This is a genomic window from Ramlibacter monticola (assembly GCF_016722785.1).
GTDB classification, from domain to species: domain Bacteria; phylum Pseudomonadota; class Gammaproteobacteria; order Burkholderiales; family Burkholderiaceae_C; genus Ramlibacter; species Ramlibacter monticola.
On sequence record NZ_JAEQNE010000002.1, the window covers coordinates 910,202 to 930,424 of the forward strand.

Consider the following 20,223-nt stretch of genomic DNA (forward strand, 5'->3'; position numbering starts at 1 on the left):
CTACCGACTCTACCGTGCCAGCGTCGATGCTCCAAACAGGCTCTGGATGAAATCGACCGCCAGTTCCGCGGTCCGGTTGCGGACGTCGAGCGCAGGATTGATCTCCACCACGTCGAGCGAGCCGAGCCGGCCCGTGTCCGCGATCATCTCCATGCACAGCTGCATCTCGCGGTAGGTCGGCCCGCCGCGCACGCCGGTACCCACGCCGGGCGCCTCCATCGGGTCGAGGCAGTCGAGGTCGAAGCTGACGTGCACGTGCGTGTTCTCGTCCACGTCCTGCAGCACCTCGGTCATGGTGTAGCGCATGCCGTGCTCGTCGATGTGGCGCATGTCGAACACCTGCAGGCCGAGCCGCCGGATCGCCTGCTTCTCGTCGGCGTCCACGCTGCGGATGCCGACGAAGTCGAGGCTGCCGGCGTCGAGGGCGGCGGGCTCGCCGCTCCAGCCCACCAGGTCGGCCGGGCCGTGGCCCAGCAGGCAGGCGACCGGCATCCCGTGGATGTTGCCGCTCGGGCTGATCGCCTCGGTGTTCACGTCGGTGTGCGCATCGAGCCAGATCACGCGCAGCATCTTCTGCTCCTGCCGGCACTGCCGCGCCACCGCGCTGATCGAGCCGATCGCGAGGCAGTGATCGCCTCCCATCAGCAGGGGCACGTGGTCCATGGCGAGGGCGGTGGAGACGGCGTCGAAGACCGCCCGGTTCCAGGCGACCACCTCGGGCAGGTGCCGGATGCCGCGGACGGGCGTCTGCCACGGGTTGGGCGGGCCGGCGAGGTTGCCGCGGTCGATCACCTCGCAGCCATGCGCCCGCAGCGATTCGCCCAGGCCGGCCACGCGCAGCGCGTCGGGGCCCATGCCCGCGCCGCGCACGCTGGCCCCGACGTCCGTGGGCGCACCGATGAGGCTGATGGTGGTCATCTTTGGCAGGGAGTGCAGCGCGCATTGTGTCGCAAGCACAGAGCCTCCGGGCCGCTTGCAACGGGATGCATCCGCCGCCCCCATGGCCGCGTTCGAATCGCGAGAATGGTCCGCACTGACACCCAGGGAGAACCGATGCTGGCGATGCAATACCGCGGGCCCTACCGCGTGCGGGCGACACAAAAGGCCGAGCCCCGGATCGAACACCCCAACGATGCGATCGTGCGCGTGCTGCGCTCGTGCATCTGCGGCTCCGACCTGCACCTCTACCACGGGCTGGTGCCGGACACGCGCGTGGGCCACACCTTCGGCCACGAGTTCGTGGGGGTGGTCGAGCGCGTCGGCTCGTCCGTGCGCAGCCTGCAACCGGGCGACCACGTACTGGTGCCCTTCAACATCTTCTGCGGCACCTGCTACTTCTGCCAGAAGGAGCTGTTCTCCAACTGCCACAACGTGAACCCGGAAGCCACCGCGGTCGGCGGCATCTTCGGCTATTCGCATACGGCCGGCGGCTACGACGGCGGCCAGGCCGAATACGTGCGCGTGCCGATGGCCGACGTCGGGCCGATGAAGATCCCGGCGGACCTCAGCCTCGACGACGCCGTTCTGCTCACGGACGCCTGCCCGACCGGCTACCACGCCGCGGAGATGGGCGACATCGCCGAAGGCGACACGGTGGTGGTGTTCGGCGCCGGCCCGGTGGGGCTGTTCGCGGCGAAGTCCGCCTGGCTGCTGGGCGCCGGCCGCGTCATCGTGGTCGACCACGTCGAGTACCGGCTGGAGTTCGCGCAGCAGTGGGCGCAGTGCGAGGTCGTGAACTTCAAGGATGTGAAGGACATGGCCGAACACCTCAAGGGCATGACCGACTGGCTCGGCGCCGACGTCTGCATCGACGCCGTGGGCGCCGAGGCGGTGGGCAACGCGCTGCAGACGCTCAGCGGGCGCTACCTGAAACTGCAGGCCGGCGCGGCCACCGTGCTGCACTGGGCCATCAATTCGGCGCGCAAGGGCGGCAAGATCTCCGTCGTCGGGGTGTACGGCCCGACCGGCAACATGATCCCGATCGGCAACGTGATCAACAAGGGCCTGACGCTGCGCGGCAACCAGGCGGCGGTGAAGCGCCACCTGCCGCGGCTGATCGAGCACGTCCAGGCCGGGCGGCTCAAGCCCAGCGAGGTCATCACCCACCGCTTCCCGCTGGAGGAGGTGGCCGATGCGTACCACGTCTTCTCCAGCAAGCTGGACAACTGCATCAAGCCGGTGCTGATCCCGCCGTCCGCACGCGACTACGAGCGCCGGGCGCCGGCGCTGGTGCATTGAGGAGGCCGTCGTGAGCAACCATCCGGAAGACATGACGATCTACGTCGAGAAGACCGCACCCGAGGCGCGCCAGCGCAAGCCGCCCGAGGGCATCCAGGGCTGGGGCGCCGACCTCGACCCGCAGGCCCGCCCCGCGTACCCGAAGGAACGCACGCCGCCGCGCTTCATCCACCGGCACTGGGACGAGCTCGAGCAGCAAGAGCCGTCGGTGAAGGTGTTCCACTCCACCGAGCGTCCCGGGCTCACGCCGGTGTTCGGCACGGCGCAGCCGCCTTCGGGCCTCTCGGGGATGCTCCGCGCCGGCGCGTTCCGCTACAGCGAGAACGACCTGCGCCACTGGCTGATGCTGCTGTTCGCCGACCGCGTGAACGTGGTGGAGGGAATCCTGGACGACCTGGCGCACGGGCACGTGCCGAACCTGTTCCGCGAGATGGGCGGGCCGGCGGAGTGGCGGCACAACCGAGCCGGGTTCGTGCGCAAGGCGGCCATCGCGGCAGGGGTGGTGGCGCTGCTCCTGTACGTGAATGGTCGGCGCAGGCGCCGCTGAGGGCCGACGTCCCCGCGCTACGGGCTTCCCTCCAGCCGGAACACCGCCCGGCGCTCCCCCACGGGAGCGCCGCGGATGCTCGTGATCGCCTCGTACCGCCATGGCCGCAGCGCCTCCCGCTGCGCATCGTCCAGCCACCCCAGCTGGTCCAGCACCTCCACCGTGGCGGCGTGCAACGCCAGCTTGTTGCCGTCGCCGATCTTGATCGCCAGCGCCTGCCCGCGGCTGCGGCTCGCCACCACCTGCACGCCTTCGGCGCCCACCTTGGTGACCCAGTCGCCGCCGCCCGCGCGCATGAAGGCGAGATCGTTGCGGCCGGTACCGGAGACCAGGTCCGGGTGCGAGGTCATCGCCGCGGCCAGCAGCGCGAAGCTGTCGCCGAAGCGGCTGTCGCGCAGGCCGGTGCCGAGCCGCGCGAACCCGCGTGCCAGGTGCGACAGGGGCATGGCGTAGTTCGGCGCCGAACAGCCGTCGATCCCCATCGCGAGCTGGTGCTCCTGCAGGCCGACGACTTCGGCCACCGTGGCGCGGATCGCCTGCTGCAGCGGGTGCGAGGGTTCCAGGTAGGTGTCCAGCGGCTGCCCGTGCTGCACGCACCAGGCGAGGAAGCCGCTGTGCTTGCCGCTGCAGTTGTGGTGGCGCTCGTCGAAGCTGCCCGGCGCGGGCGGGGGCCAGCCCCCGAGCTCCGCGTAGTAAGGCACGTGGCAGCCGCACTGCAGCCGCTTGTAGCCCACCCCCGCACGCGCGAGGATCTGCTCGACGTGCTCCACGTGCATCGCCTCACCGCTGTGGCTGGCGCACAGCAGGGCCAGGTGCGCGCTGCCGAGCCCGAAGTGCCGCGCGCCGCCGTCGCGCACGAAGGGCAGCGCCTGCAGCGGCTTGAGCGTGGACCGCGTGAAGGTGACCCAGTGCGGATCGCCGGCGTGCGCGAGCACCTGCCCCAGCGCGCCGACGACCGCGATGGCGCCGAAGTGCACGCATTCGCGGGTGCCTCCGCGGAAGGTTTCGACCAGGGGGATCAGCGCAGGCATGGCCCATTGTGCGACGCCGCTCCCGCGCCGAGGCAGGAACTAGGGAATCGCCCCAACGCGCCCGCGCTCCGGCGCGCGGGCTTCAACGGTTGGCGGCGAGCCGCGCCTTGCGCGGGACCAGCAGCAGCAGCATCGCGATCAGCAGCGCCAGTGCGATCAGCGTCCACGCAGCCGGGACGCGTCCGAAGGCGCCCCCCTGCACGTAGGCGCTGACGATGCGGAACACGCCGAAGGCGGCCGCCGCGACGCCCAGCCACCAGGCCCAGGCTCTCCTGCCGAACAGGCCGAACAAGAGCAGCAGCGCGATCACGAGCACGATCCACAGCTGCGGCTGGATCAGCCCGTGCACCAGGCCGCGCAGGCTCCCGGTGTGCCGGAAGCGTTGCACGACGCCGCTGACGGCGAGCAGGCCATAGGCGAACGCGCAGAGCGCGGCGAGGCGAAGTTGGGTCGGACCGGACACTGGAAGGACTGCAAGGAAAAGGGAATCGGGCTCCCGCTCGTGGCGGAGACTATCGCCGAGGCCGGGGGCGAAGTGAACCCCGGCGCCGCGCGGTGTCGGGCAAAGCCGACACGCGCGGCCGCCCGTCCGCGCATGCGCACCGCCTGCCGAGTGCGCTCGATGGCGGCGATGGGCTCGGGCGAGCCCTCAGCGCCCCGTGTCCAGCAGCGCCACCGCCGCCGAGAAGGTGAGGAAGGCCGCCGCCGTGGTCAGCAGGATGATGCGCGCGATGCGGCCGGTGTCGGCGCCGAAGCGCTCCGCCAGCAGCGACACGTTGCTGGCGCTGGGCAGGGCGGCCACCAGCACCATCACCGTCAGGGCGAACGAGTCCAGCGGCAGCCCCGCGGCGCGCGCGGCGAGGCCCACGCCCCACACCAGCAGCGGATGCACCAGCAGCTTGGCGAGCGCCACCGGCACGAAATCGCGCGCGGCCAGCGGGCCGTGCTCCCCCGCCGCCGCCACAGCCTGCGAGCGCGCCAGCACGGCGCCGATGGTGAACAGCGCCACCGGCGAGGCCGCATCGGCCAGCAGGCCGATCGTGTTCATCACCGGCGCGACCGGCTTGCGGCCGATGGCCGACGCGATGCCGCCCAGCAGGATCGCCCACGGCATCGGGTTGAGCGCCACGCCCTTGAGCGCCTTCTTCGCCGCCTCGGCCGCGCCGTGTTCGTCGGCGCTGTCCAGCCGCGACAGCGCGATGCACAGCGAACTGGTGATCACCAGGTCGATCAGGATGGTGAGGATCGCCGGGCCGGCCGCGCGCGGACCGAGCAGCGCCACCAGCAGCGGCACGCCCATGAAGCCCGTGTTCGGGAAGGCGGCCACCAGCGCGCCGAACGAGGCGTCGTTCCAGCGGATGCGCGCGTTCATGCTGAATTTCACGGTCGCGGCCACCATGGCCAACGCGCACGCGAGCCACACCGCCAGCCCGGAGGGATCGAGCATCTGCGCGATCGGCGTGCTGGCGCCGAAGCGGTACAGCATGCAGGGCAGCGCGAAGAACAGCACGAAAGTGTTCAGGCCGGCGATCGCCTCGAAGGGCAGCATCCGGCGGCGGGCGGCGACGTAGCCGGCCAGCACCAGGGCGAAGAAGGGGAAGGTGACGAGCAGGACGTCGAGCACGGCGGGTATTGTCGCGGAGCCGGCCGTCGGGGGCTGTCAAGCCGCTGGCCGCGTGCCGTGGCAAAGTGCCGGGTCTTCCGGCCGGCGGGCCGCCGCCGCCCGTATCATTCGCGGCTCCCCCGCTGTTCCCCTGCATGTCCGGTCTCAATCTCGCCCAGCAAGAAGCCGTCAATTACCTGCATGGCCCCTGCCTGGTGCTCGCCGGCGCGGGCTCCGGCAAGACGCGCGTGATCACGCACAAGATCGGCCGCCTGATCCAGACCGGGCTGGAAGGCCACCGCATCGCGGCCATCACCTTCACCAACAAGGCCGCCGCCGAAATGCGCGAGCGGGCCAAGTCGCTGGTGGGCAAGCCCGCCAAGGAGCTCCTGATCTGCACCTTCCACGCGCTGGGGGTGCGGCTGATGCGCGAGGACGGCAAGGTGCTGGGGCTCAAGCCGCAGTTCTCGATCCTCGATTCCGACGACGTCACCGGCATCCTGAAGGACGCCGGCGGCACCACCGACGCCGCCACGGCGCGCCAGTGGCAGTGGGCCATCAGCCTGTGGAAGAACATGGGCCTGGACGCCGCCCAGGCGCTGGCGCAGGCGAAGGACGAGAACGAGCGCGTCACCGCCACCGTGATGGCGCGCTACGAGGAGCGGCTCGCGGCCTACCAGAGCGTGGACTTCGACGACCTGATCGGCCTGCCCCTGAAGCTGCTGCGCGACTTCCCGGAAGTGCGCGAGAAGTGGCAGAAGAAGCTGGGCCACGTGCTGGTCGACGAATACCAGGACACCAACGCCACCCAGTACGAGCTGCTCAAGCTGCTGGTGGGCGAACGCGGCCGCTTCACGGCCGTGGGCGACGACGACCAGTCCATCTACGGCTGGCGCGGCGCCACGCTGGACAACCTGCGCAAGCTGCCGCAGGACTACCCGACGCTGAAGGTCATCAAGCTGGAGCAGAACTACCGCTCCACCAGCGCCATCCTGCGCGCCGCCAACAACGTCATCCAGCCCAACCCGAAGCTGTTCCCGAAGACGCTGTTCTCGGAGCTGGGCGAAGGGGAGCCGGTGCGCGTGGTCGACTGCGACAACGAGGAGCACGAGGCCGAGCGCGCCGTCGCCCGCATCCAGTCGATCCGCGCCAACGGGCTGGGCAAGGAGTGGAAGGAGTTCGCGATCCTGTACCGCGCCAACCACCAGGCCCGTGCGCTGGAGAAGGCGCTGCGCAAGGCGCAGGTCCCCTACAAGGTGTCGGGCGGCCAGAGCTTCTTCGACCGCGCCGAGATCCGCGACCTGTGCGCGTGGCTGCGCCTGTGGGTCAACAACGACGACGACCCGGCCTTCCTGCGCTGCGTGACCACGCCCAAGCGCGGCATCGGGCACCAGACCCTCGGCTCGCTGGGCGTGTTCGCGAGCCAGTACAAGCTGTCGCTGTTCGAGGCGCTGTTCTCGTCCTCGCTGTCCAGCGTGCTGAGCGCACGCGCGCTGGGCAGCCTGCAGGAGTTCGGCCGCTACGTGAACGACCTCGAGTACCGGGCCCGGCACACGGTGGGCGCGGAGGACGCGAAGACCTTCCTGGCCGACTGGCTGAAGGACATCGGCTACGAGAAGCACCTGTACGAGGGCGAGGAGAACGAGAAGGTCGCCGCGGCGCGCTGGACGAACGTGCTGGAGTTCTGCGACTGGATGGCCAAGCGCTGCGGCGGCGAGATCGACGACACCGCCGGCGTGTCGACCGTCAGCGAGCGCAAGTCGGTGCTGGAGGTGGCGCAGACCATCGCCCTGCTGTCGACGATCAGCGAGCGCGAGAAGGACCAGAACGTGGTCACGCTGTCCACCCTGCACGCCTCCAAGGGCCTGGAGTGGCCGCACGTGGTGCTGGCCGGCTGCGTGGAGGGCATGCTGCCCTTCAAGCCGGAGGACGCCGAGGGCGGCGCGGGCAGCGAGTCGTTCCTGGCCCGGTTGCAGGAAGAGCGCCGCCTGATGTACGTGGGCATCACGCGCGCGCAGCGCTCGCTGGTCGTGAGCTGGAGCAAGAAGCGCAAGAAGGGTCGGGACATGGTCGCGACCCAGCCGAGCCGCTTCATCGCCGAAATGGCCCTCGACAAGGCGACCGTGAAGGAGGATCCGCGCGAGAAGCTGAAGGCGCTGCGGGCCGAGTTCGCGAAGAAGAGCGCGGAGGCGGCCGCTGCCGCCGCCGCGGCAAGCCCGCGCGCGGCATGAAGGCCATCCCCTTCGCGCTTTTGCTGGCGTGCGCCGTGCCGGTGGCGGCGCAGGGCGAGTGCCCGCATTCCAGCGAAGTCACGGCACGGCACCTGTTCGGGTCGTGGCGTGCCGAGTTCGCGGGCGAGGGCCAGGTCGGCACGCTGCTGCTGGAAAAGCACGCGCTCTATGCCGGCAGCCTGAGCGGCACCCTCGAACGCAACGGGGAGCGCAGCAAGCTCGCGGGCGACATCGAGGACGGCGAGTTCACGCTGGAGGAATCGGCCGACGGCGTGCGCATCGCCGCCGCCTGGCTCGGCGAGGTGGTGGAAGGCTCCTGCGGGCGCGAGATCCGCGGCGAGTGGCGGCGCGACGGCGCGGCCTCGGGGACCGCATTCATCCTGCGCAAGGAGTAGCCTTCCGGACTGGTTAGCATCGGCGGATGCGCCTCGTCCGGATCGCCTGCCTCCTCGCCGCCCTGCTCCCCTTCGCCTCCCACGCCCAGGCCGCCGACGCAGCGTGGCAATCGTGCACCGCGATCGCCGACGCGATGCAGCGGCTCGCCTGCTTCGACGCCTGGGCCCGGAACCAGCGGCCGCCGGCGGAAGCGAGCGCGCCGGCGCCGGTGGCGCAACCGCCCTCCCCCGTCGCCGCGCAGGCCGCGCCCGCGCCGCGCCGCGGCCTGCGGCTCACCCCATCGGACGGCTGCCGCGACGCCGACTACGCCGAGCTCTCGCGCTTCTGGGAGCTGGAGCCGGGGGCGGACTGCGGCACCTTCGGCCTGCGCGGCTACCGGCCGCTGAACCTGGACCTGGCCAAGGGGGACAGCGTCAACAGCCAGCCGACCTCGGGCAATCCGGCCAACAACGCGACCACCTCGCAGGATTTCCGCACGACCGAGACGCGGCTGCAACTGTCGGTGCGCACGAAGATCGCGCAGGGGCTGCTGGTCGGCCGCGCGGACGCGATCGATTCGCTCTGGTTCGCCTACACGCAGAAGTCGTACTGGCAGCTCTTCACGCCCAGCCTGTCGCGGCCCTTCCGCAGCACCGACCACGAGCCCGAAATGCTCTACGTGTTCCCGCTGCAGCCCGCCCAGCAGGACCGCTGGCGCCTGCGCTACGGCGGGCTGGGCATCGTGCACCAGTCCAACGGGCAGTCGCTGCCGCTGTCGCGGAGCTGGAACCGCGTGTACCTCATGGGCGGCGCCGAGAACGACCGCCTGCAGTTGCTGGGGCGCATCTGGCACCGGCTGCCGGAGGACGCGGCAAGCGACGACAACCCCGGCATCGAGGACTACATCGGCCGCGGTGAGCTGAACGCGATCTGGCACCAGAGCCGCACCAACCTGTTCTCCGCCACGGCGCGGCATTCCCTGCGTTCGCCGGGTCGCGGCTCGCTGCGGCTGGAGTGGTTCCGCACGCTGGCCGACGCGGGCGAAGGCGTGCCGGGCGGCCTGCAGCTGCACACGCAGATCTTCACCGGCTACGGCGACACCCTGCTCGATTACAACCACAAGCGCACCGTGTTCAGCATCGGGCTCAGCCTCGTGGAGTGGTGACCCTCGGGCGCCCAGCCGCCGCGGCGGCCACGCCTTTCAGGTGAGCTGGCCCCTGACCGGCAGCAGGGGCGGCGGCAGCTCGGTGTCGCCCAGCGACTCGCGCAGGTTGACCTCGATCTCGCGGCACAGGGCGTCGAGCGGCAGGTGGTTGTCCGCCAGGCCGAAGGGCTCCTCGATCTCGTCGCCCAGCGCGTCGAGGCCGAAGAAGGTGTAGGCCACGATCGCCACCACGAAGGGCGTCATGTAGCCGACCGAGTCCACCAGCCCGAAGGGCAGCAGGAAGCAATAGAGCCAGGCGGTGCGGTGCAGCAGCAGCGTGTACGGGAACGGGATCGGCGTGTTCTTGATGCGCTCGCAGCCTGCCGCCACGCTCGCCAGCGCCGACAGCGTCTGGTCCATGCCGGCCGCCACGGGCGGATCGAGCTTGCGTTGCCGCAGCCACAGGCCCAGGTCCTCCCCGGTGCGGCGCAGCAGCCATTCGGTGCCGCAGCGCGCCTCGGCGAAGGCCCGCGCCTCGTCCTCGGGCAGCAGCCGCCGCATGTCCTCGCGCGCGTCGCCCTCGCGCAGCTGGTGGCGCAGCGCCGAGGCGAAGGCGACGATGCGCAGGATGGCCCGCCGGCGCGGATCCGCGGCGTCCCCGGGACCCGCCGGGGCCTCGAAGTGCAGCAGCGTCTGCACCTGCCGCGCGAAGCTGCGCGAACGGTGCATCAGCTCCCCCCACAGCTTGCGCGCCTCCCAGTAGCGGTCGTAGGCGGCGTTGTTGCGGAAACCGAGGAAGATCGCCAGCGCCAGGCCGATCAGCGAGAACGGCGCGGTGGTGAGCGTGACCTTCCACTGGTAGACGAGGCCGTGCGTGAGCGTCACCAGCAGGGCGACCGTCGTGCAGGTGACGAGTTCCCACGCGATGCGCGGCAGCACCGAGCCGCGCAGGATGTAGAACAGCTGGATGCCGCGGGGGCGGTCGCGGACGATCATCCCGGGGCCGGCTCGTACTCCACCGTGATCGGTGCGTGGTCGGCGCAGCGCTGGTCCCGGTCGATGGCCTCCGGGCGCGCCAGCGGCGCGATGCGCGGCGTGGCCAGGTGGTCGCAGGTCGGTCGGAATCCCCCCATTCCATCCAGTTTACCGGGGAGTGCGGTGCGGCCCCATACTGGCCGAAGTGAGAAGTCTCCGGTCCACGGTGACTGAGCGGCGAGGTTCCTGCCCGGGAAACTATTTGTGCCAGGCCCCCGCTCGCCCGGCGGGAAGTGCACACTGGGTGCCACGCGCCTGCAGCAGCGGCGCCGGCGCCGTGCTCTCCGGCCCCCCAGCAATGCATCCCCTCGACCTGCCATGATCCGTCTCCAGCTGAAGGTGGACCTCGCTTACGAGATCGCCGACGCGGCGGGCGCCGATTTCATCTTCAATGTCCATGCGGCCCACACCGCGCACCAGACGGTGGAGAGCGAGAGGCTCGTCCTGAGCCAGCCCGTGGTGCCTGACATCGCCACCGATCCCGCGACCGGAACCCGCTTCATGCGACTGCATGCGGGTCCCGGCCTGCTGCACCTGAGCTATGCCGCCACCGTGGGCATCACGCATCATCGCGCCGAGCCCGACACGTTGGCTGAAGTCCCCGTGCGATGGATCCCGCTGGAGGTCCTTCCGTACGTGTATCCCAGCCGCTATTGCCAGTCCGACCGCCTGCTGCGGCTCGCATCGCGCACCTTCGGCAAGCTCTGGCAAGGCTACAGCCGCATCCTTGCGATCCAGCACTGGGTGCAGGAGCAAGTCACCTTCGTCGCCAACACCAGCAACACCAACACGTCGGCCGTCGATACGCTGGTCGAACGGGTCGGCGTATGCCGCGACTTCGCCCACCTGATGATCGCGATGTGCCGGGCGTTGAACATCCCGGCGCGCACCGCGACGGGCACCGATTACGGAGCGGATCCGGCGCTCGGTCCGCCGGACTACCACGCGTACGTGGAGGTGTACCTCGGGGACCGCTGGTACATCTTCGACGCCTCGGGGACGGGGATCCCGATGGGCTTCCTGCGCTTCGGCACCGGGAGGGACGCCGCGGATGTCGCGTTCGCCACGATCTTCGGTGACGTCGCCCCGGCGACGCCCTCCATCAGCGTGCGGGCCCTCGAAGGTCCGGGGCTGGAGCTGCCCCACCATTGCCGCGAGGCGCTGTCGACGGCCGCCGCATCGCCGGGCCCGCTGTCGGGTTGTGCTTCCTTCGGTGGGCAAGCCGATGCCGCGAAGGGGACGCGGCCGCTTCTCCCCCAGGTGCCCGGCTAGCTGCGGCACCACCCTGTTCGACGCACCGCGTCGCCTTTCACGCCCCTGATCCCGCACATCACGGCTGAGCCAGGTGAATGCCTCCCGACCGGTGGCTGTCGTTCCCGCCCGGCTTGTAGGCCGGCACCCCGCGACGTCCGCGTGGGGGCACAAAGCTTCTTCGCGAGAGCGTGCAAGTACCCGTAACGCGTGGATATGGTTTATGGTGCAGTGCAGCAAAGCGAAGCGAAGGACCGTGATGTACATCTCCCTGGATGAAATGAAGAGGGCCTCCGAGCTCACCCGTGAAGGGAGGCTGCTGGAAGCCACCCGCATCATCCGGCAGGCCTTGGGAGAGACGTCGGCGACGCAGCCGGCAAGCCCCGGCGCGGCGGAGGTCGCTCTCCCGCCGGGGCAACACGCCTCGGGGGACAGCGACATCTCGGACGTGGAGTTCCGGGAGTTGCCCCCGAGCGCGCACGAGGTGGCGCCTCTCCTCCTGCCCCAACGCGAAGCGGCACGGGCGCAGCCGGATCGCTTCAGGCCGGCCAGCTTCGAGGCGCACCGCTTCGCCTCGAACGGCCGGACCCATGCGTACCGGCTCTACGTGCCGCCGAGGAGCGACGACAGGCTGCTGCCCGTGATCGTCATGCTGCACGGGTGCACGCAGGACGCCGCCGATTTCGCCGCCGGCACGGCGATGAACGAGCTGGCGGCCCAGCGCGGATGCATCGTCGTCTACCCCGAGCAGCTGGCGCGGTCGAACAGCATGCGGTGCTGGAACTGGTTCGACCCGTCGCACCAGCACCGCGGGCGCGGCGAGCCCGCGATGATCGCCGCGCTCGCGGCGGACGTGGTGCAGCGATGCGAAGGCGATCCTTCGCGGGTGTACGTGGCCGGCTTGTCGGCCGGCGGCGCCATGGCGGCCCTCGTGGCGCAGCTCTATCCGGACGTGTTCGCAGCCGTGGGGGTGCACTCGGGCGTGCCCGCGGGCGCCGCGACGGACGTCCCCTCCGCCCATGTCGCGATGCGCAGGCCCGCGCGCAAGCCGGGTGCCGGCGCGACCTCGCTCGCGGTCGTCCCGACGATCGTGTTCCACGGCGACTCGGACCGCACCGTGCATCCCGACAACGGCTGCCAGCTCATCGCCGAGGCGGTTGCGCGCGCAACCGTCTCGGACATCGAGCTGCAACCGCAGGAGCAGTGCCTGACGCTGGCCGGCCGCACCGTGAAACGCACCATCTACCACGACCCGCTGCAGGTGCCTCGACTCGAGCACTGGGAGATCGCCGACGGAACGCATGCCTGGTCGGGAGGCAGTGCGGACGGGTCGTACACCGACCCTTCGGGGCCGAGCGCATCGGCCGCCATGATCGACTTCTTCCTCGCGCAGCAACTGGCACCGGACGCGGTGCGCTCGACCTGAGGCCGCCGACCGGCGCAGGATTGCACAGGCGCGATCGGCCCGCACGCGGCCGTGCCTATTGCCTCGGGTCGCGATTGCGGAAAAGCGGCCGAAGCGCCACGAAGACCGCCGCGGCGCCGATGGCGGCGCCGGCCTCGGCGCGCCAGAGCTCGCCGACGGCAAAGGCAATGGACGCGAGCACGAGCGCGGCGCACAGGTGGGTTTCCCAAGGGCGGGGCATCCTGCATGGTACCGCCGGGAAAGCACCCGACCGGTCGGCCTCCAGGAGGAGCCGGCCTAGCCGGCGTTCGTTGGCTCGGGTGTGCCCGTCACTGCGGTGAGGTGTGCATGTCGGGAAAGGCGGATCGAAAACACGCACCCGGTCCCGGGCAGGTTCCGCACGGTCAGGTTGCCTCCTGCGCTTTCCACGTTCGCACGCGCAATGCACAGCCCGAGTCCCAGTCCACTCTTGTCCTGGGTGCCGCGGGAGAACGGCCGGAACAGGATTTCCGCGATCCCTGCCGGAAGACCTCCGCAGTGATCTGCAACTTCGATCAAGACCGCGCCGTCATCGCCCGCGTAGGCGTTCAAGGAGACTTCCGTCTGCGGGAGGGTGAACTTGAAGGCGTTCTGGAGCAGGTTCATCAGCGCGCCCATGAGAAGCTGGCGGTCCCCCTCGACTTCGAGTTCCGTGTCGACATGCCTGACTTTGAAGGAAGATCCGCGCGCGTTGGCGTCCAGCATCGCCGCGCTGCCGGCATCGGCGATGAACTCGGCGACGGAGAAGACTTCCGGGTCCCGCGCAAGATTGGCGTCGACGCGCACCTCATCGAGGGCGTGCTTGACCAGTGACGCCAGGGCTGCCAGGCTGCGCTTCAACACTGCGCCCGTGGCCCCTGTGACGGGCAATTGCCCGCTTTCCAGCGCCGTGAGGGCGAGTTTGGCGCTCAGCAAGGAGTTGCGAAGCTCGTGCAGGAGGAAACCGAGCCGCTCGTTCGACTCCCTTGCGGCCTGGCGGGATTGGGCCGCATCGCGCTGAACGCTGAACGCAGTCACGGCGTTGGCAATGGCGTTGTCCAGGCAGCGATTGAGGGTCCTGAATTCGCCGACGCTGAAAGGCGCATCCCGCTCCTCGGCAAGATCCGTGATGGCCTGGCACAGGTCGCCATAGTCGTGGACGACCTGGTCCAGCGTGTACCCGAGTTCCAGGAGTTGCCCTCCATGCGCGCTGGCAGTGGTGCTCATCTCGGAGAGGACACCCAACGAGCCGCCCGCAGCGCCGGAGATCCTGAGACTTTCAGCGGGAAGGTCCGCCTTCTCCGCCTGGAGAGTCCGTATCAACTGATCCAGGAACAGGGGAACCCCGTTCTGCAGTTGCTCTGGAGTGGCAGCACGAAGCGGTCGCTGACCTACCTTGGCCTTGCAGCGCTCTACCAGTTGCTCACGATTGTGGATCAGGAATTCATCCATGATCGTCTCCCAAATCTCGGCGGCAGGCACCGACCGGCAGACACCGACCGGCAGACACCGACCGGCAGACACCGACCGGCAGACACCAGTGTGCGCCTTTCGCCAATGACGAGCACCCTGGAGCCCAGCGCGCTCCGGGTAAAGATTCACCCTGCTCGCAGGAGTGCGGTTGCGGCCGCTACGCCGTCGAAGCATGTGAGCGGAGGCCGGCCCCCTTGAACGACGCGGAGCGAAAGGATCGGCTGTTCTCGTCCCGTCGTCGATCGCCCCTGTTCCGCCTGCGCGAAGGTCACAGGGACATCTCGTAGTGGATCGTCAGCGGCGCATGGTCGCTGAAGCGCGCGTCCTTGTAGATCGAGACCGCGCGCGCCGTCTGCGCGATGCCTGCGGTGGCGATCTGGTAGTCCAGGCGCCACCCGACGTTCTTGGCGTACGCCTGGCCGCGGTTGCTCCACCACGTGTAGCAGGTGTCGGTGGTGTCCGGGTGGAGGTGACGATATACGTCCACCAGGCCCGTTTCGGACAACAACTTTGTCATCCAGGCCCGTTCCTCGGGCAGGAAACCGCTGTTCTTCCGGTTGCCCTTCCAGTTCTTCAGATCCCGTTCCATGTGGGCGATGTTGACGTCGCCGCAGAGGACGAATTCGCGCGTCTCCTTCAGCGCCGCCAGGTGCGGGTCGAACACGTCGAGGAAACGGAACTTGGCCTGCTGGCGGTCCTCGCCGGAGGAGCCGGAGGGGAAGTAGCAGCTGATGATGGAGAGCTTGCGCCGCGGGGTGTCGAAGCGCAGTTCGACATAGCGGCCCTCGGCGTCGAATTCCTCGCAGCCGAAGCCGACGATCACGTCGCTGGGCTCGTGCCGGCTGAAGGCGCCCACGCCCGAATAGCCCTTCTTCCGGGCGAAGTGGAAGTGGCCCTTGAGGCCGGCCAGCGCGTCGTACTTGCCATGCACGTCGGGCGCCTGCGCCTTCACCTCCTGCACGCAAATACAATCCGGACTGGTCTGGGCAAGCCAGGCCTCGACCCCCTTGCTGGCCGCCGAGCGGATGCCATTGAGGTTCAGGCTGGTGAGTTTGAAGAAGGAATTTCCCATGGTGGCGGATGGCAGCCAGGACGCCCTGGCCCAGGATTTCGTGGAGTTCGCCGTGCGCTCCGGCGTCCTGCGTTTCGGTGAATTCAGGACGAAGGCCGGGCGCCTCTCCCCCTATTTCTTCAACGCGGGCCTGTTCGACGACGGCGCGAAGCTGGGGCGGCTGGCGCAATTCTATGCAGGCCGCATCCTCGCTTCGGGCATCGAGTTCGACATGCTGTTCGGGCCGGCCTACAAGGGCATCCCGCTGGCCGCGGCCGTGGCGATCGAGCTGGCCCGCATGGGCCGCAACGTCCCCTACGCCTACAACCGCAAGGAAGCCAAGGACCACGGCGAGGGCGGCACCCTGGTCGGCGCGCCGGTGCGCGGCCGGGTGCTGATCGTCGACGACGTCATGTCCGCCGGGACGGCCGCCCGCGAGTCGATCGCCCTCATCCGGGCGGCCGGTGCCACCCCCCACGCGGTGGCCATCGCCCTCGACCGTCAGGAGAAGGCGACGGAGGACGGGCACGACGCGCCGTGGAGCGCCGTGCAATATGTCCGGGAAAGACTGGGATTGCACGTCTGCGCCATCGCCAGGCTGGCAGATCTCTTGCATTATCTGCAAGTGCACGCCGGCCAGGAGCTGGGGCAGCACCACGCGAAGGTGCTTGCCTACCGGGATCGATACGGAGCCGGCTGAAGAGGAAGCCCTGTTGCTTGTAAACCGCTGTATCCGACTGCTTTCCGGCGCCCTGCTGGCCGCCGGTTCGCTTGCGCCCGCCTGGGCGCAGCCGGCCCAGACGGGCAGCATCTACACCTGCATCGACGCGCGCGGGCAGCGGCTGACTTCCGACCGCCCGATCATGGAATGCCTCGACCGCGAGCAGAAGGAGCTCAAGCGCGATGGCACCGTGCGCCGCACCATCGGCCCTTCCATGACGGCACAGGAGCGCGCGGCCTTCGAGGAGCGTGAGCGCCGGCTCGCCGAGGAGCGCCTGCGCCAGGTGGACGAGAAGCGGGCGCAGAAGGCCCTGCTCACGCGCTACCCCGACCAGGCCGCCCACGACGCCGAACGCGTCAAGGCCCTGCGCGCCGCCCAGGACGTGCTCGCCGCCGGCCAGCGCCGCCTGCACGACCTGCAGGACCAGCGCGGCAAGCTGCTGCAGGAAACCGAGTTCTACAAGGACCCGGGCAAGCTGCCGGCCAAACTCAAGCGCCAGCTGGACGAAAACGAGGAACAGCTCGCCGGCCAGCAGCGCTTCATCGCGGCCCAGGAAGAGGAGAAGAAGCGCATCGACGCGCGCTTCGACGAGGAACTGGTGCGCCTGAAGGCCCTCTGGGTCCAGACGTCGGCTCCGTCCACGGCGACCTCGGGCGCGGCGAGCGCGGCCGGCGGGGTGCCGCAGCCGCGCCGCTGATCTTCGTCGCCGGGGCGACGATTCCCCCGAGGGTGGGGCCCCGCGTCCCCGCGCTTGCCCCTCAGATCCCCAGTTTCCGGCGCAGCAGGTCACCCACCTGCTGCGGGTTCGCCTTGCCCTTGCTGGCCTTCATGGCCTGGCCGACCAGGGCGTTGAAGGCCTTGTCCTTGCCGGCGCGGACCTGTTCGACGTTGGCGGCGTTGGCGGCGATCACCTCGTCGACGATCTGCTCCAGCGCGCCGCTGTCGTTCATCTGCCTGAGGCCCTTGGCCTCGATGACCTGGTCGACGTCGCTACCTTCGCCGGTCCACAGCGCATCGAACACCTGGCGGGCGGCGTTGTTGGACACGGTCCCGTCCTGGATGCGCCGGATCAGGGCGGCCAGCGTCGCCGCCGCCAGCGGCGCCTGCTCTATCCCGATTTCCTGCGCGTTCAGGCGGCGCGACACCTCGCCCATGATCCAGTTGCTCGCCAGCTTCGGCTGGCCGGAGGCGCGCGCGACCTCCTCGAACCAGGCGCCCATCGCCTTGCTCTGGGTGAGCGTGGTGGCGTCGTATTCGGGCAGGCCGTAGTCGGCGACGAAGCGCGCCGCCATCAGGCGCGGCAGCTCGGGCATCTCGCCCTGGATACGCTCGATCCACTCGGGGGCGATCACCAGCGGCGGCAGGTCGGGATCGGGGAAGTAGCGGTAGTCGGCCGCGTCTTCCTTGGTCCGCATGGCGCGCGTCTCGCCGGTGTCGGGATCGAACAGCACGGTGGCCTGCTCGATCGCGAGGCCGTCCTCCAGCCGTTCGATCTGCCAGCGCACCTCGAAGTCGATCGCCTCCTTCATGAACCGGAAGGAGTTCAGGTTCTTGATCTCGCGGCGGGTGCCCAGGGGCTGGCCCGGCTTGCGCACCGAGACGTTGGCGTCGCAGCGGAAGCTGCCTTCCTGCATGTTGCCGTCGCAGATGCCGATCCAGGTGACGATCTTGTGCAGCTCCCTGGCATAGGCCACCGCCTCGTCGGAGGAGCGCATGTCGGGCTCGGTCACGATCTCCAGCAGCGGCGTGCCGGCGCGGTTCAGGTCGATGCCGGACTGGCCCACGAAGTCCTCGTGCAGCGACTTGCCGGCGTCTTCCTCGAGGTGGGCGCGCACCAGGCGCACCGTCTTCTTCTCGTCGCCGAGGAAGAAGCCGATCTCGCCGCCCTGCACCACCGGGATCTCGTACTGCGAGATCTGGTAGCCCTTGGGCAGGTCCGGGTAGAAGTAGTTTTTGCGCGCGAAGATGCTGCGCGGCGCCACGTGCGCGCCGATCGCGAGTCCGAAGCGGATCGCGCGCTCCACCGCGCCCTCGTTCATCACCGGCAGCGTGCCGGGCAGCGCCAGGTCCACCGCGCTGGCCTGCGTGTTGGGCTCGGCGCCGAACTCGGTCGGTGCGCGGCTGAAGATCTTGCTGTGCGTGGAGAGTTGCGCGTGGGTCTCGAAGCCGATGACGACTTCGTAGCCGTGGATGAGCTTGCTCGTGGACATCAGAAAGCCTCCGGGCGGCGGAGGTGGAAATCGGTGGCCTGCTGGAACTGGTGCGCCGCGTTCAGCAGCTTTCCTTCCCCGAAGTAGTTGCCGATCAACTGCAGGCCCACGGGCATGCCGCCCTCGCCGAAGCCGCAGGGGATGCTCATGCCGGGCAGGCCGGCCAGTGAGCCGGGCAGCGTGAAGATGTCGGCCAGGTAGTCGGCCACCGGGTCGCCGCCATGCTCGCCCAGGTGCCACGCCACGGTGGGCGCGACCGGCCCGGCGATCACGTCGCACTCCCTGAACGCGTTCTGGAAGTCGTCCGCGATCATGCGGCGGATCTTCTGCGCCTGCAGGTAGTAGGCGTCGTAGTAGCCGTGCGAGAGCACGTAGGTGCCCACCATGATGCGGCGCTGCACCTCCAGCCCGAACCCTTCGGCGCGCGACTTCTTGTACATGTCCAGCAGGTCGCCGTACTGCTTCGCGCGGTGGCCGAACTTCACGCCGTCGAAGCGCGAGAGGTTCGAGCTGGCCTCGGCCGGCGCGATGATGTAGTAGACCGGGATCGCGAGCTCGGTCCGCGGCAGCGAGATCTCGACGCGCCTGGCGCCCAGCTTCTCGTACTGGCGCAGCGCCGACTCGATCGCCGCGCGCACGTCCGCCGACACGCCCTCGGCCAGGAACTCCTTCGGCACGCCGATGCGCAGGCCTTCGATGGAGCCCTGCAACGCGCGCGTGAAATCTTCCGCGGGAACGTCGAGTGACGTCGAATCGCGATCCGGGTCGGGTCCGCAGATCGCGGACAGCAGCAGCGCGCAGTCTTCCGCCGTGCGGGCCATGGGCCCCGCCTGGTCCAGGCTGGAGGCGTAGGCAATCATCCCGTAGCGGGAGGCGCGGCCGTAGGTGGGCTTGATGCCGGTGATGCCGCAGAAGGAGGCCGGCTGGCGGATCGAGCCGCCGGTGTCGGTGCCGGTGGCCGCCGCGGCCAGGCCGGCCGCCACGGCGACCGCGCTGCCACCCGAGGAGCCGCCGGGGATGCGGCTCTTGTCCCACGGGTTCTTCACCGGGGCGTAGGCGGAATTCTCGTTGGACGAACCCATGGCGAACTCGTCGCAATTGAGCTTGCCCAGCGTCACCGCGCCCGCGTCGGCCAGCCGCCGCACCACCGTCGCATCGAAGGGGGAGCGGTAGTTCTGCAGCATCTTCGAGCCGGCGGTGCTGGGGAAGTCGCGCGTGACGAAGATGTCCTTGTGCGCGATGGGCACGCCAGCCAGGGGCCCGCCGTCGCCGGCGGAGATGCTCTGGTCGGCGGCGCGCGCCTGCTTCAGCGTGCATTCCTCGCTGGTGGCGAGATAGGCGCCGAGGTCCGCGTGCGCCCGCACGCGCCCGAGGAAGTGGCCGGCGAGTTCGACGGCGGAGACTTCCTTCTTCTTCAGCTTGCGCGCGAGCTCCGCGACGGAAAACTGGTGCAACTGCGTCATTCGATCACCTTCGGCACCAGGAACAGGCCCCGCTCCACGGCAGGAGCGCTTTTCTGGTTCTGCTCGCGCGCGTTCGGCTCGCTCGCGACGTCCGCGCGCAGGCGCAGGGCGACGTCGCGGATCGCGGCCACGGGGTGCGTCAGCGGCTCCACGCCGGAGGTGTCCACCGCGCGCATCTTCTCGACCAGGTCGAAGAAGCCGTTGATCTGGGAGAGCATGCGCTCGCTCTCCTGGGGATGCAGCTCCAGTCGCGCGAGATGCGCGATGCGGGCGATGTCTTGGGAGTTCAGGGACATGGTGAAAACGGGTCTTGCCACTCAACGGCTTGTAACGGCCGCCGGGAGGGCGCACGGGGAGTCCGGCACAGGGGATCGGGTATTATCCCGCCTTCGGCGAGCGATGCTCCGCCGCCCGGTGCAACGGCCGC

Annotated in this window: 21 protein-coding genes; 9 read left to right on the top strand and 12 right to left on the bottom strand. The window is 69.6% G+C overall.

The genetic code is table 11. The features are described 5' to 3' along the window. Nucleotides 1-9 precede the first annotated feature (9 nt). Nucleotides 10-918, bottom strand: coding sequence for an arginase (rocF, locus tag JJ685_RS12225; protein WP_201674498.1), 909 nt, complete (start codon nt 916-918; stop codon nt 10-12). Between the two features lie 135 nt (nt 919-1,053). Between rocF and JJ685_RS12230 the strand changes: the two genes are divergently transcribed. Continuing rightward, nucleotides 1,054-2,238 (top strand): zinc-dependent alcohol dehydrogenase, encoded by a 1,185-nt coding sequence (locus JJ685_RS12230; protein WP_201674754.1) that lies wholly within the window; start codon nt 1,054-1,056, stop codon nt 2,236-2,238. A 10-nt stretch (nt 2,239-2,248) separates the two neighbouring features. Next, nucleotides 2,249-2,785, top strand: coding sequence for a hypothetical protein (locus tag JJ685_RS12235; protein WP_330901750.1), 537 nt, complete (start codon nt 2,249-2,251; stop codon nt 2,783-2,785). A gap of 17 nt (nt 2,786-2,802) precedes the next feature. Here the strand turns inward: JJ685_RS12235 and JJ685_RS12240 are convergent, their stop codons facing one another. The 3 genes from JJ685_RS12240 to JJ685_RS12250 all read right to left on the bottom strand — a co-directional run bounded on the left by JJ685_RS12240 (nt 2,803) and on the right by JJ685_RS12250 (nt 5,440). Continuing rightward, nucleotides 2,803-3,816, bottom strand: a complete 1,014-nt coding sequence (locus tag JJ685_RS12240; protein ID WP_201674499.1) for an asparaginase — start codon at nt 3,814-3,816, stop codon at nt 2,803-2,805. 82 nt (nt 3,817-3,898) lie between these two features. Next, the gene (locus JJ685_RS12245; RefSeq protein ID WP_201674500.1) at nt 3,899-4,279 is read right to left on the bottom strand and encodes a hypothetical protein; all 381 of its coding nucleotides are present in this window, start codon (nt 4,277-4,279) and stop codon (nt 3,899-3,901) included. A gap of 186 nt (nt 4,280-4,465) precedes the next feature. Next, nucleotides 4,466-5,440: an AEC family transporter gene (locus tag JJ685_RS12250; RefSeq protein ID WP_201674501.1), complete on the bottom strand. Its 975-nt coding sequence runs from the start codon at nt 5,438-5,440 to the stop codon at nt 4,466-4,468. A gap of 134 nt (nt 5,441-5,574) precedes the next feature. Between JJ685_RS12250 and JJ685_RS12255 the strand changes: the two genes are divergently transcribed. Genes JJ685_RS12255 through JJ685_RS12265 form a run of 3 tightly spaced genes read left to right on the top strand, consistent with a single transcriptional unit; the run spans nt 5,575 to nt 9,190 of the window. After that, a complete protein-coding gene (locus tag JJ685_RS12255) occupies nt 5,575-7,650 on the top strand; it encodes an ATP-dependent helicase (RefSeq protein ID WP_201674502.1) in 2,076 nt (691 codons plus the stop codon). Next, nucleotides 7,647-8,045 (top strand): hypothetical protein, encoded by a 399-nt coding sequence (locus JJ685_RS12260; protein WP_201674503.1) that lies wholly within the window; start codon nt 7,647-7,649, stop codon nt 8,043-8,045. Before JJ685_RS12255 ends, JJ685_RS12260 begins: the two co-directional genes overlap by 4 nt. A gap of 26 nt (nt 8,046-8,071) precedes the next feature. Then, complete coding sequence (locus tag JJ685_RS12265) at nt 8,072-9,190, top strand: phospholipase A (protein ID WP_201674504.1); 1,119 nt, start codon at nt 8,072-8,074, stop codon at nt 9,188-9,190. Nucleotides 9,191-9,226: 36 nt separating this feature from the next. Here the strand turns inward: JJ685_RS12265 and JJ685_RS12270 are convergent, their stop codons facing one another. Both JJ685_RS12270 and JJ685_RS12275 read right to left on the bottom strand, forming a co-directional pair. Further along, nucleotides 9,227-10,165, bottom strand: coding sequence for a bestrophin family protein (locus JJ685_RS12270; RefSeq protein WP_201674505.1), 939 nt, complete (start codon nt 10,163-10,165; stop codon nt 9,227-9,229). Continuing rightward, on the bottom strand, nt 10,162-10,302 hold the full coding sequence (locus JJ685_RS12275) for a hypothetical protein (RefSeq protein ID WP_201674506.1): 141 nt from the start codon (nt 10,300-10,302) through the stop codon (nt 10,162-10,164). Before JJ685_RS12275 ends, JJ685_RS12270 begins: the two co-directional genes overlap by 4 nt. A gap of 220 nt (nt 10,303-10,522) precedes the next feature. On the opposite strand from JJ685_RS12275, the gene JJ685_RS12280 reads away from it, so the two are divergent. Further along, on the top strand, nt 10,523-11,476 hold the full coding sequence (locus JJ685_RS12280; protein WP_201674507.1) for a transglutaminase-like domain-containing protein: 954 nt from the start codon (nt 10,523-10,525) through the stop codon (nt 11,474-11,476). Between the two features lie 238 nt (nt 11,477-11,714). Beyond that, on the top strand, nt 11,715-12,881 hold the full coding sequence (locus tag JJ685_RS12285) for an extracellular catalytic domain type 1 short-chain-length polyhydroxyalkanoate depolymerase (protein WP_236598890.1): 1,167 nt from the start codon (nt 11,715-11,717) through the stop codon (nt 12,879-12,881). Nucleotides 12,882-12,936: 55 nt separating this feature from the next. Here the strand turns inward: JJ685_RS12285 and JJ685_RS12290 are convergent, their stop codons facing one another. The 3 genes from JJ685_RS12290 to JJ685_RS12300 form a co-directional block, all read right to left on the bottom strand. Then, on the bottom strand, nt 12,937-13,101 hold the full coding sequence (locus JJ685_RS12290; protein WP_201674508.1) for a hypothetical protein: 165 nt from the start codon (nt 13,099-13,101) through the stop codon (nt 12,937-12,939). A 56-nt stretch (nt 13,102-13,157) separates the two neighbouring features. Then, the gene (locus tag JJ685_RS12295; protein ID WP_201674509.1) at nt 13,158-14,330 is read right to left on the bottom strand and encodes a sensor histidine kinase; all 1,173 of its coding nucleotides are present in this window, start codon (nt 14,328-14,330) and stop codon (nt 13,158-13,160) included. Nucleotides 14,331-14,619: 289 nt separating this feature from the next. After that, nucleotides 14,620-15,423, bottom strand: a complete 804-nt coding sequence (locus JJ685_RS12300) for an exodeoxyribonuclease III (protein WP_201674510.1) — start codon at nt 15,421-15,423, stop codon at nt 14,620-14,622. On the opposite strand from JJ685_RS12300, the gene pyrE reads away from it, so the two are divergent. Continuing rightward, nucleotides 15,422-16,102, top strand: a complete 681-nt coding sequence (gene pyrE, locus JJ685_RS12305; RefSeq protein ID WP_201674511.1) for an orotate phosphoribosyltransferase — start codon at nt 15,422-15,424, stop codon at nt 16,100-16,102. The genes JJ685_RS12300 and pyrE overlap by 2 nt on opposite strands. Before the next feature lie 13 nt (nt 16,103-16,115). Then, a complete protein-coding gene (locus tag JJ685_RS12310; RefSeq protein ID WP_236598891.1) occupies nt 16,116-16,820 on the top strand; it encodes a DUF4124 domain-containing protein in 705 nt (234 codons plus the stop codon). Nucleotides 16,821-16,881: 61 nt separating this feature from the next. Here JJ685_RS12310 and gatB read toward each other — a convergent pair whose 3' ends face one another. From gatB to gatC, 3 genes are read right to left on the bottom strand one after another with little or no spacing between them, the layout of a single operon-like run. Next, entirely contained in the window at nt 16,882-18,333 is a 1,452-nt protein-coding gene (gene gatB, locus JJ685_RS12315; protein WP_201674512.1) for an Asp-tRNA(Asn)/Glu-tRNA(Gln) amidotransferase subunit GatB, read from the bottom strand. Further along, the gene (gatA, locus tag JJ685_RS12320; RefSeq protein ID WP_201674513.1) at nt 18,333-19,796 is read right to left on the bottom strand and encodes an Asp-tRNA(Asn)/Glu-tRNA(Gln) amidotransferase subunit GatA; all 1,464 of its coding nucleotides are present in this window, start codon (nt 19,794-19,796) and stop codon (nt 18,333-18,335) included. The genes gatB and gatA overlap by 1 nt, the downstream gene beginning before the upstream one ends. Further along, nucleotides 19,793-20,092 carry an Asp-tRNA(Asn)/Glu-tRNA(Gln) amidotransferase subunit GatC gene (gene gatC, locus JJ685_RS12325; RefSeq protein WP_201674758.1) on the bottom strand — a complete coding sequence of 100 codons (300 nt, stop codon included), beginning with the start codon at nt 20,090-20,092 and terminating at the stop codon, nt 19,793-19,795. The genes gatA and gatC overlap by 4 nt, the downstream gene beginning before the upstream one ends. Between the last annotated feature and the right edge of the window lie 131 nt (nt 20,093-20,223).

Coding starts and splice junctions, on each gene's coding strand:
- gatC (WP_201674758.1), bottom strand. CDS start 20,092: ATGTCCCTGAACTCCCAAGACATCGCCCGCATCGCGCATCTCGCGCGA.
- JJ685_RS12265 (WP_201674504.1), top strand. CDS start 8,072: ATGCGCCTCGTCCGGATCGCCTGCCTCCTCGCCGCCCTGCTCCCCTTC.
- pyrE (WP_201674511.1), top strand. CDS start 15,422: ATGGTGGCGGATGGCAGCCAGGACGCCCTGGCCCAGGATTTCGTGGAG.
- JJ685_RS12285 (WP_236598890.1), top strand. CDS start 11,715: ATGTACATCTCCCTGGATGAAATGAAGAGGGCCTCCGAGCTCACCCGT.
- JJ685_RS12300 (WP_201674510.1), bottom strand. CDS start 15,423: ATGGGAAATTCCTTCTTCAAACTCACCAGCCTGAACCTCAATGGCATC.
- rocF (WP_201674498.1), bottom strand. CDS start 918: ATGACCACCATCAGCCTCATCGGTGCGCCCACGGACGTCGGGGCCAGC.
- JJ685_RS12280 (WP_201674507.1), top strand. CDS start 10,523: ATGATCCGTCTCCAGCTGAAGGTGGACCTCGCTTACGAGATCGCCGAC.
- JJ685_RS12255 (WP_201674502.1), top strand. CDS start 5,575: ATGTCCGGTCTCAATCTCGCCCAGCAAGAAGCCGTCAATTACCTGCAT.
- JJ685_RS12230 (WP_201674754.1), top strand. CDS start 1,054: ATGCTGGCGATGCAATACCGCGGGCCCTACCGCGTGCGGGCGACACAA.
- JJ685_RS12270 (WP_201674505.1), bottom strand. CDS start 10,165: ATGATCGTCCGCGACCGCCCCCGCGGCATCCAGCTGTTCTACATCCTG.
- gatA (WP_201674513.1), bottom strand. CDS start 19,796: ATGACGCAGTTGCACCAGTTTTCCGTCGCGGAGCTCGCGCGCAAGCTG.
- JJ685_RS12240 (WP_201674499.1), bottom strand. CDS start 3,816: ATGCCTGCGCTGATCCCCCTGGTCGAAACCTTCCGCGGAGGCACCCGC.
- JJ685_RS12275 (WP_201674506.1), bottom strand. CDS start 10,302: ATGGGGGGATTCCGACCGACCTGCGACCACCTGGCCACGCCGCGCATC.
- JJ685_RS12295 (WP_201674509.1), bottom strand. CDS start 14,330: ATGGATGAATTCCTGATCCACAATCGTGAGCAACTGGTAGAGCGCTGC.
- JJ685_RS12260 (WP_201674503.1), top strand. CDS start 7,647: ATGAAGGCCATCCCCTTCGCGCTTTTGCTGGCGTGCGCCGTGCCGGTG.
- gatB (WP_201674512.1), bottom strand. CDS start 18,333: ATGTCCACGAGCAAGCTCATCCACGGCTACGAAGTCGTCATCGGCTTC.
- JJ685_RS12290 (WP_201674508.1), bottom strand. CDS start 13,101: ATGCCCCGCCCTTGGGAAACCCACCTGTGCGCCGCGCTCGTGCTCGCG.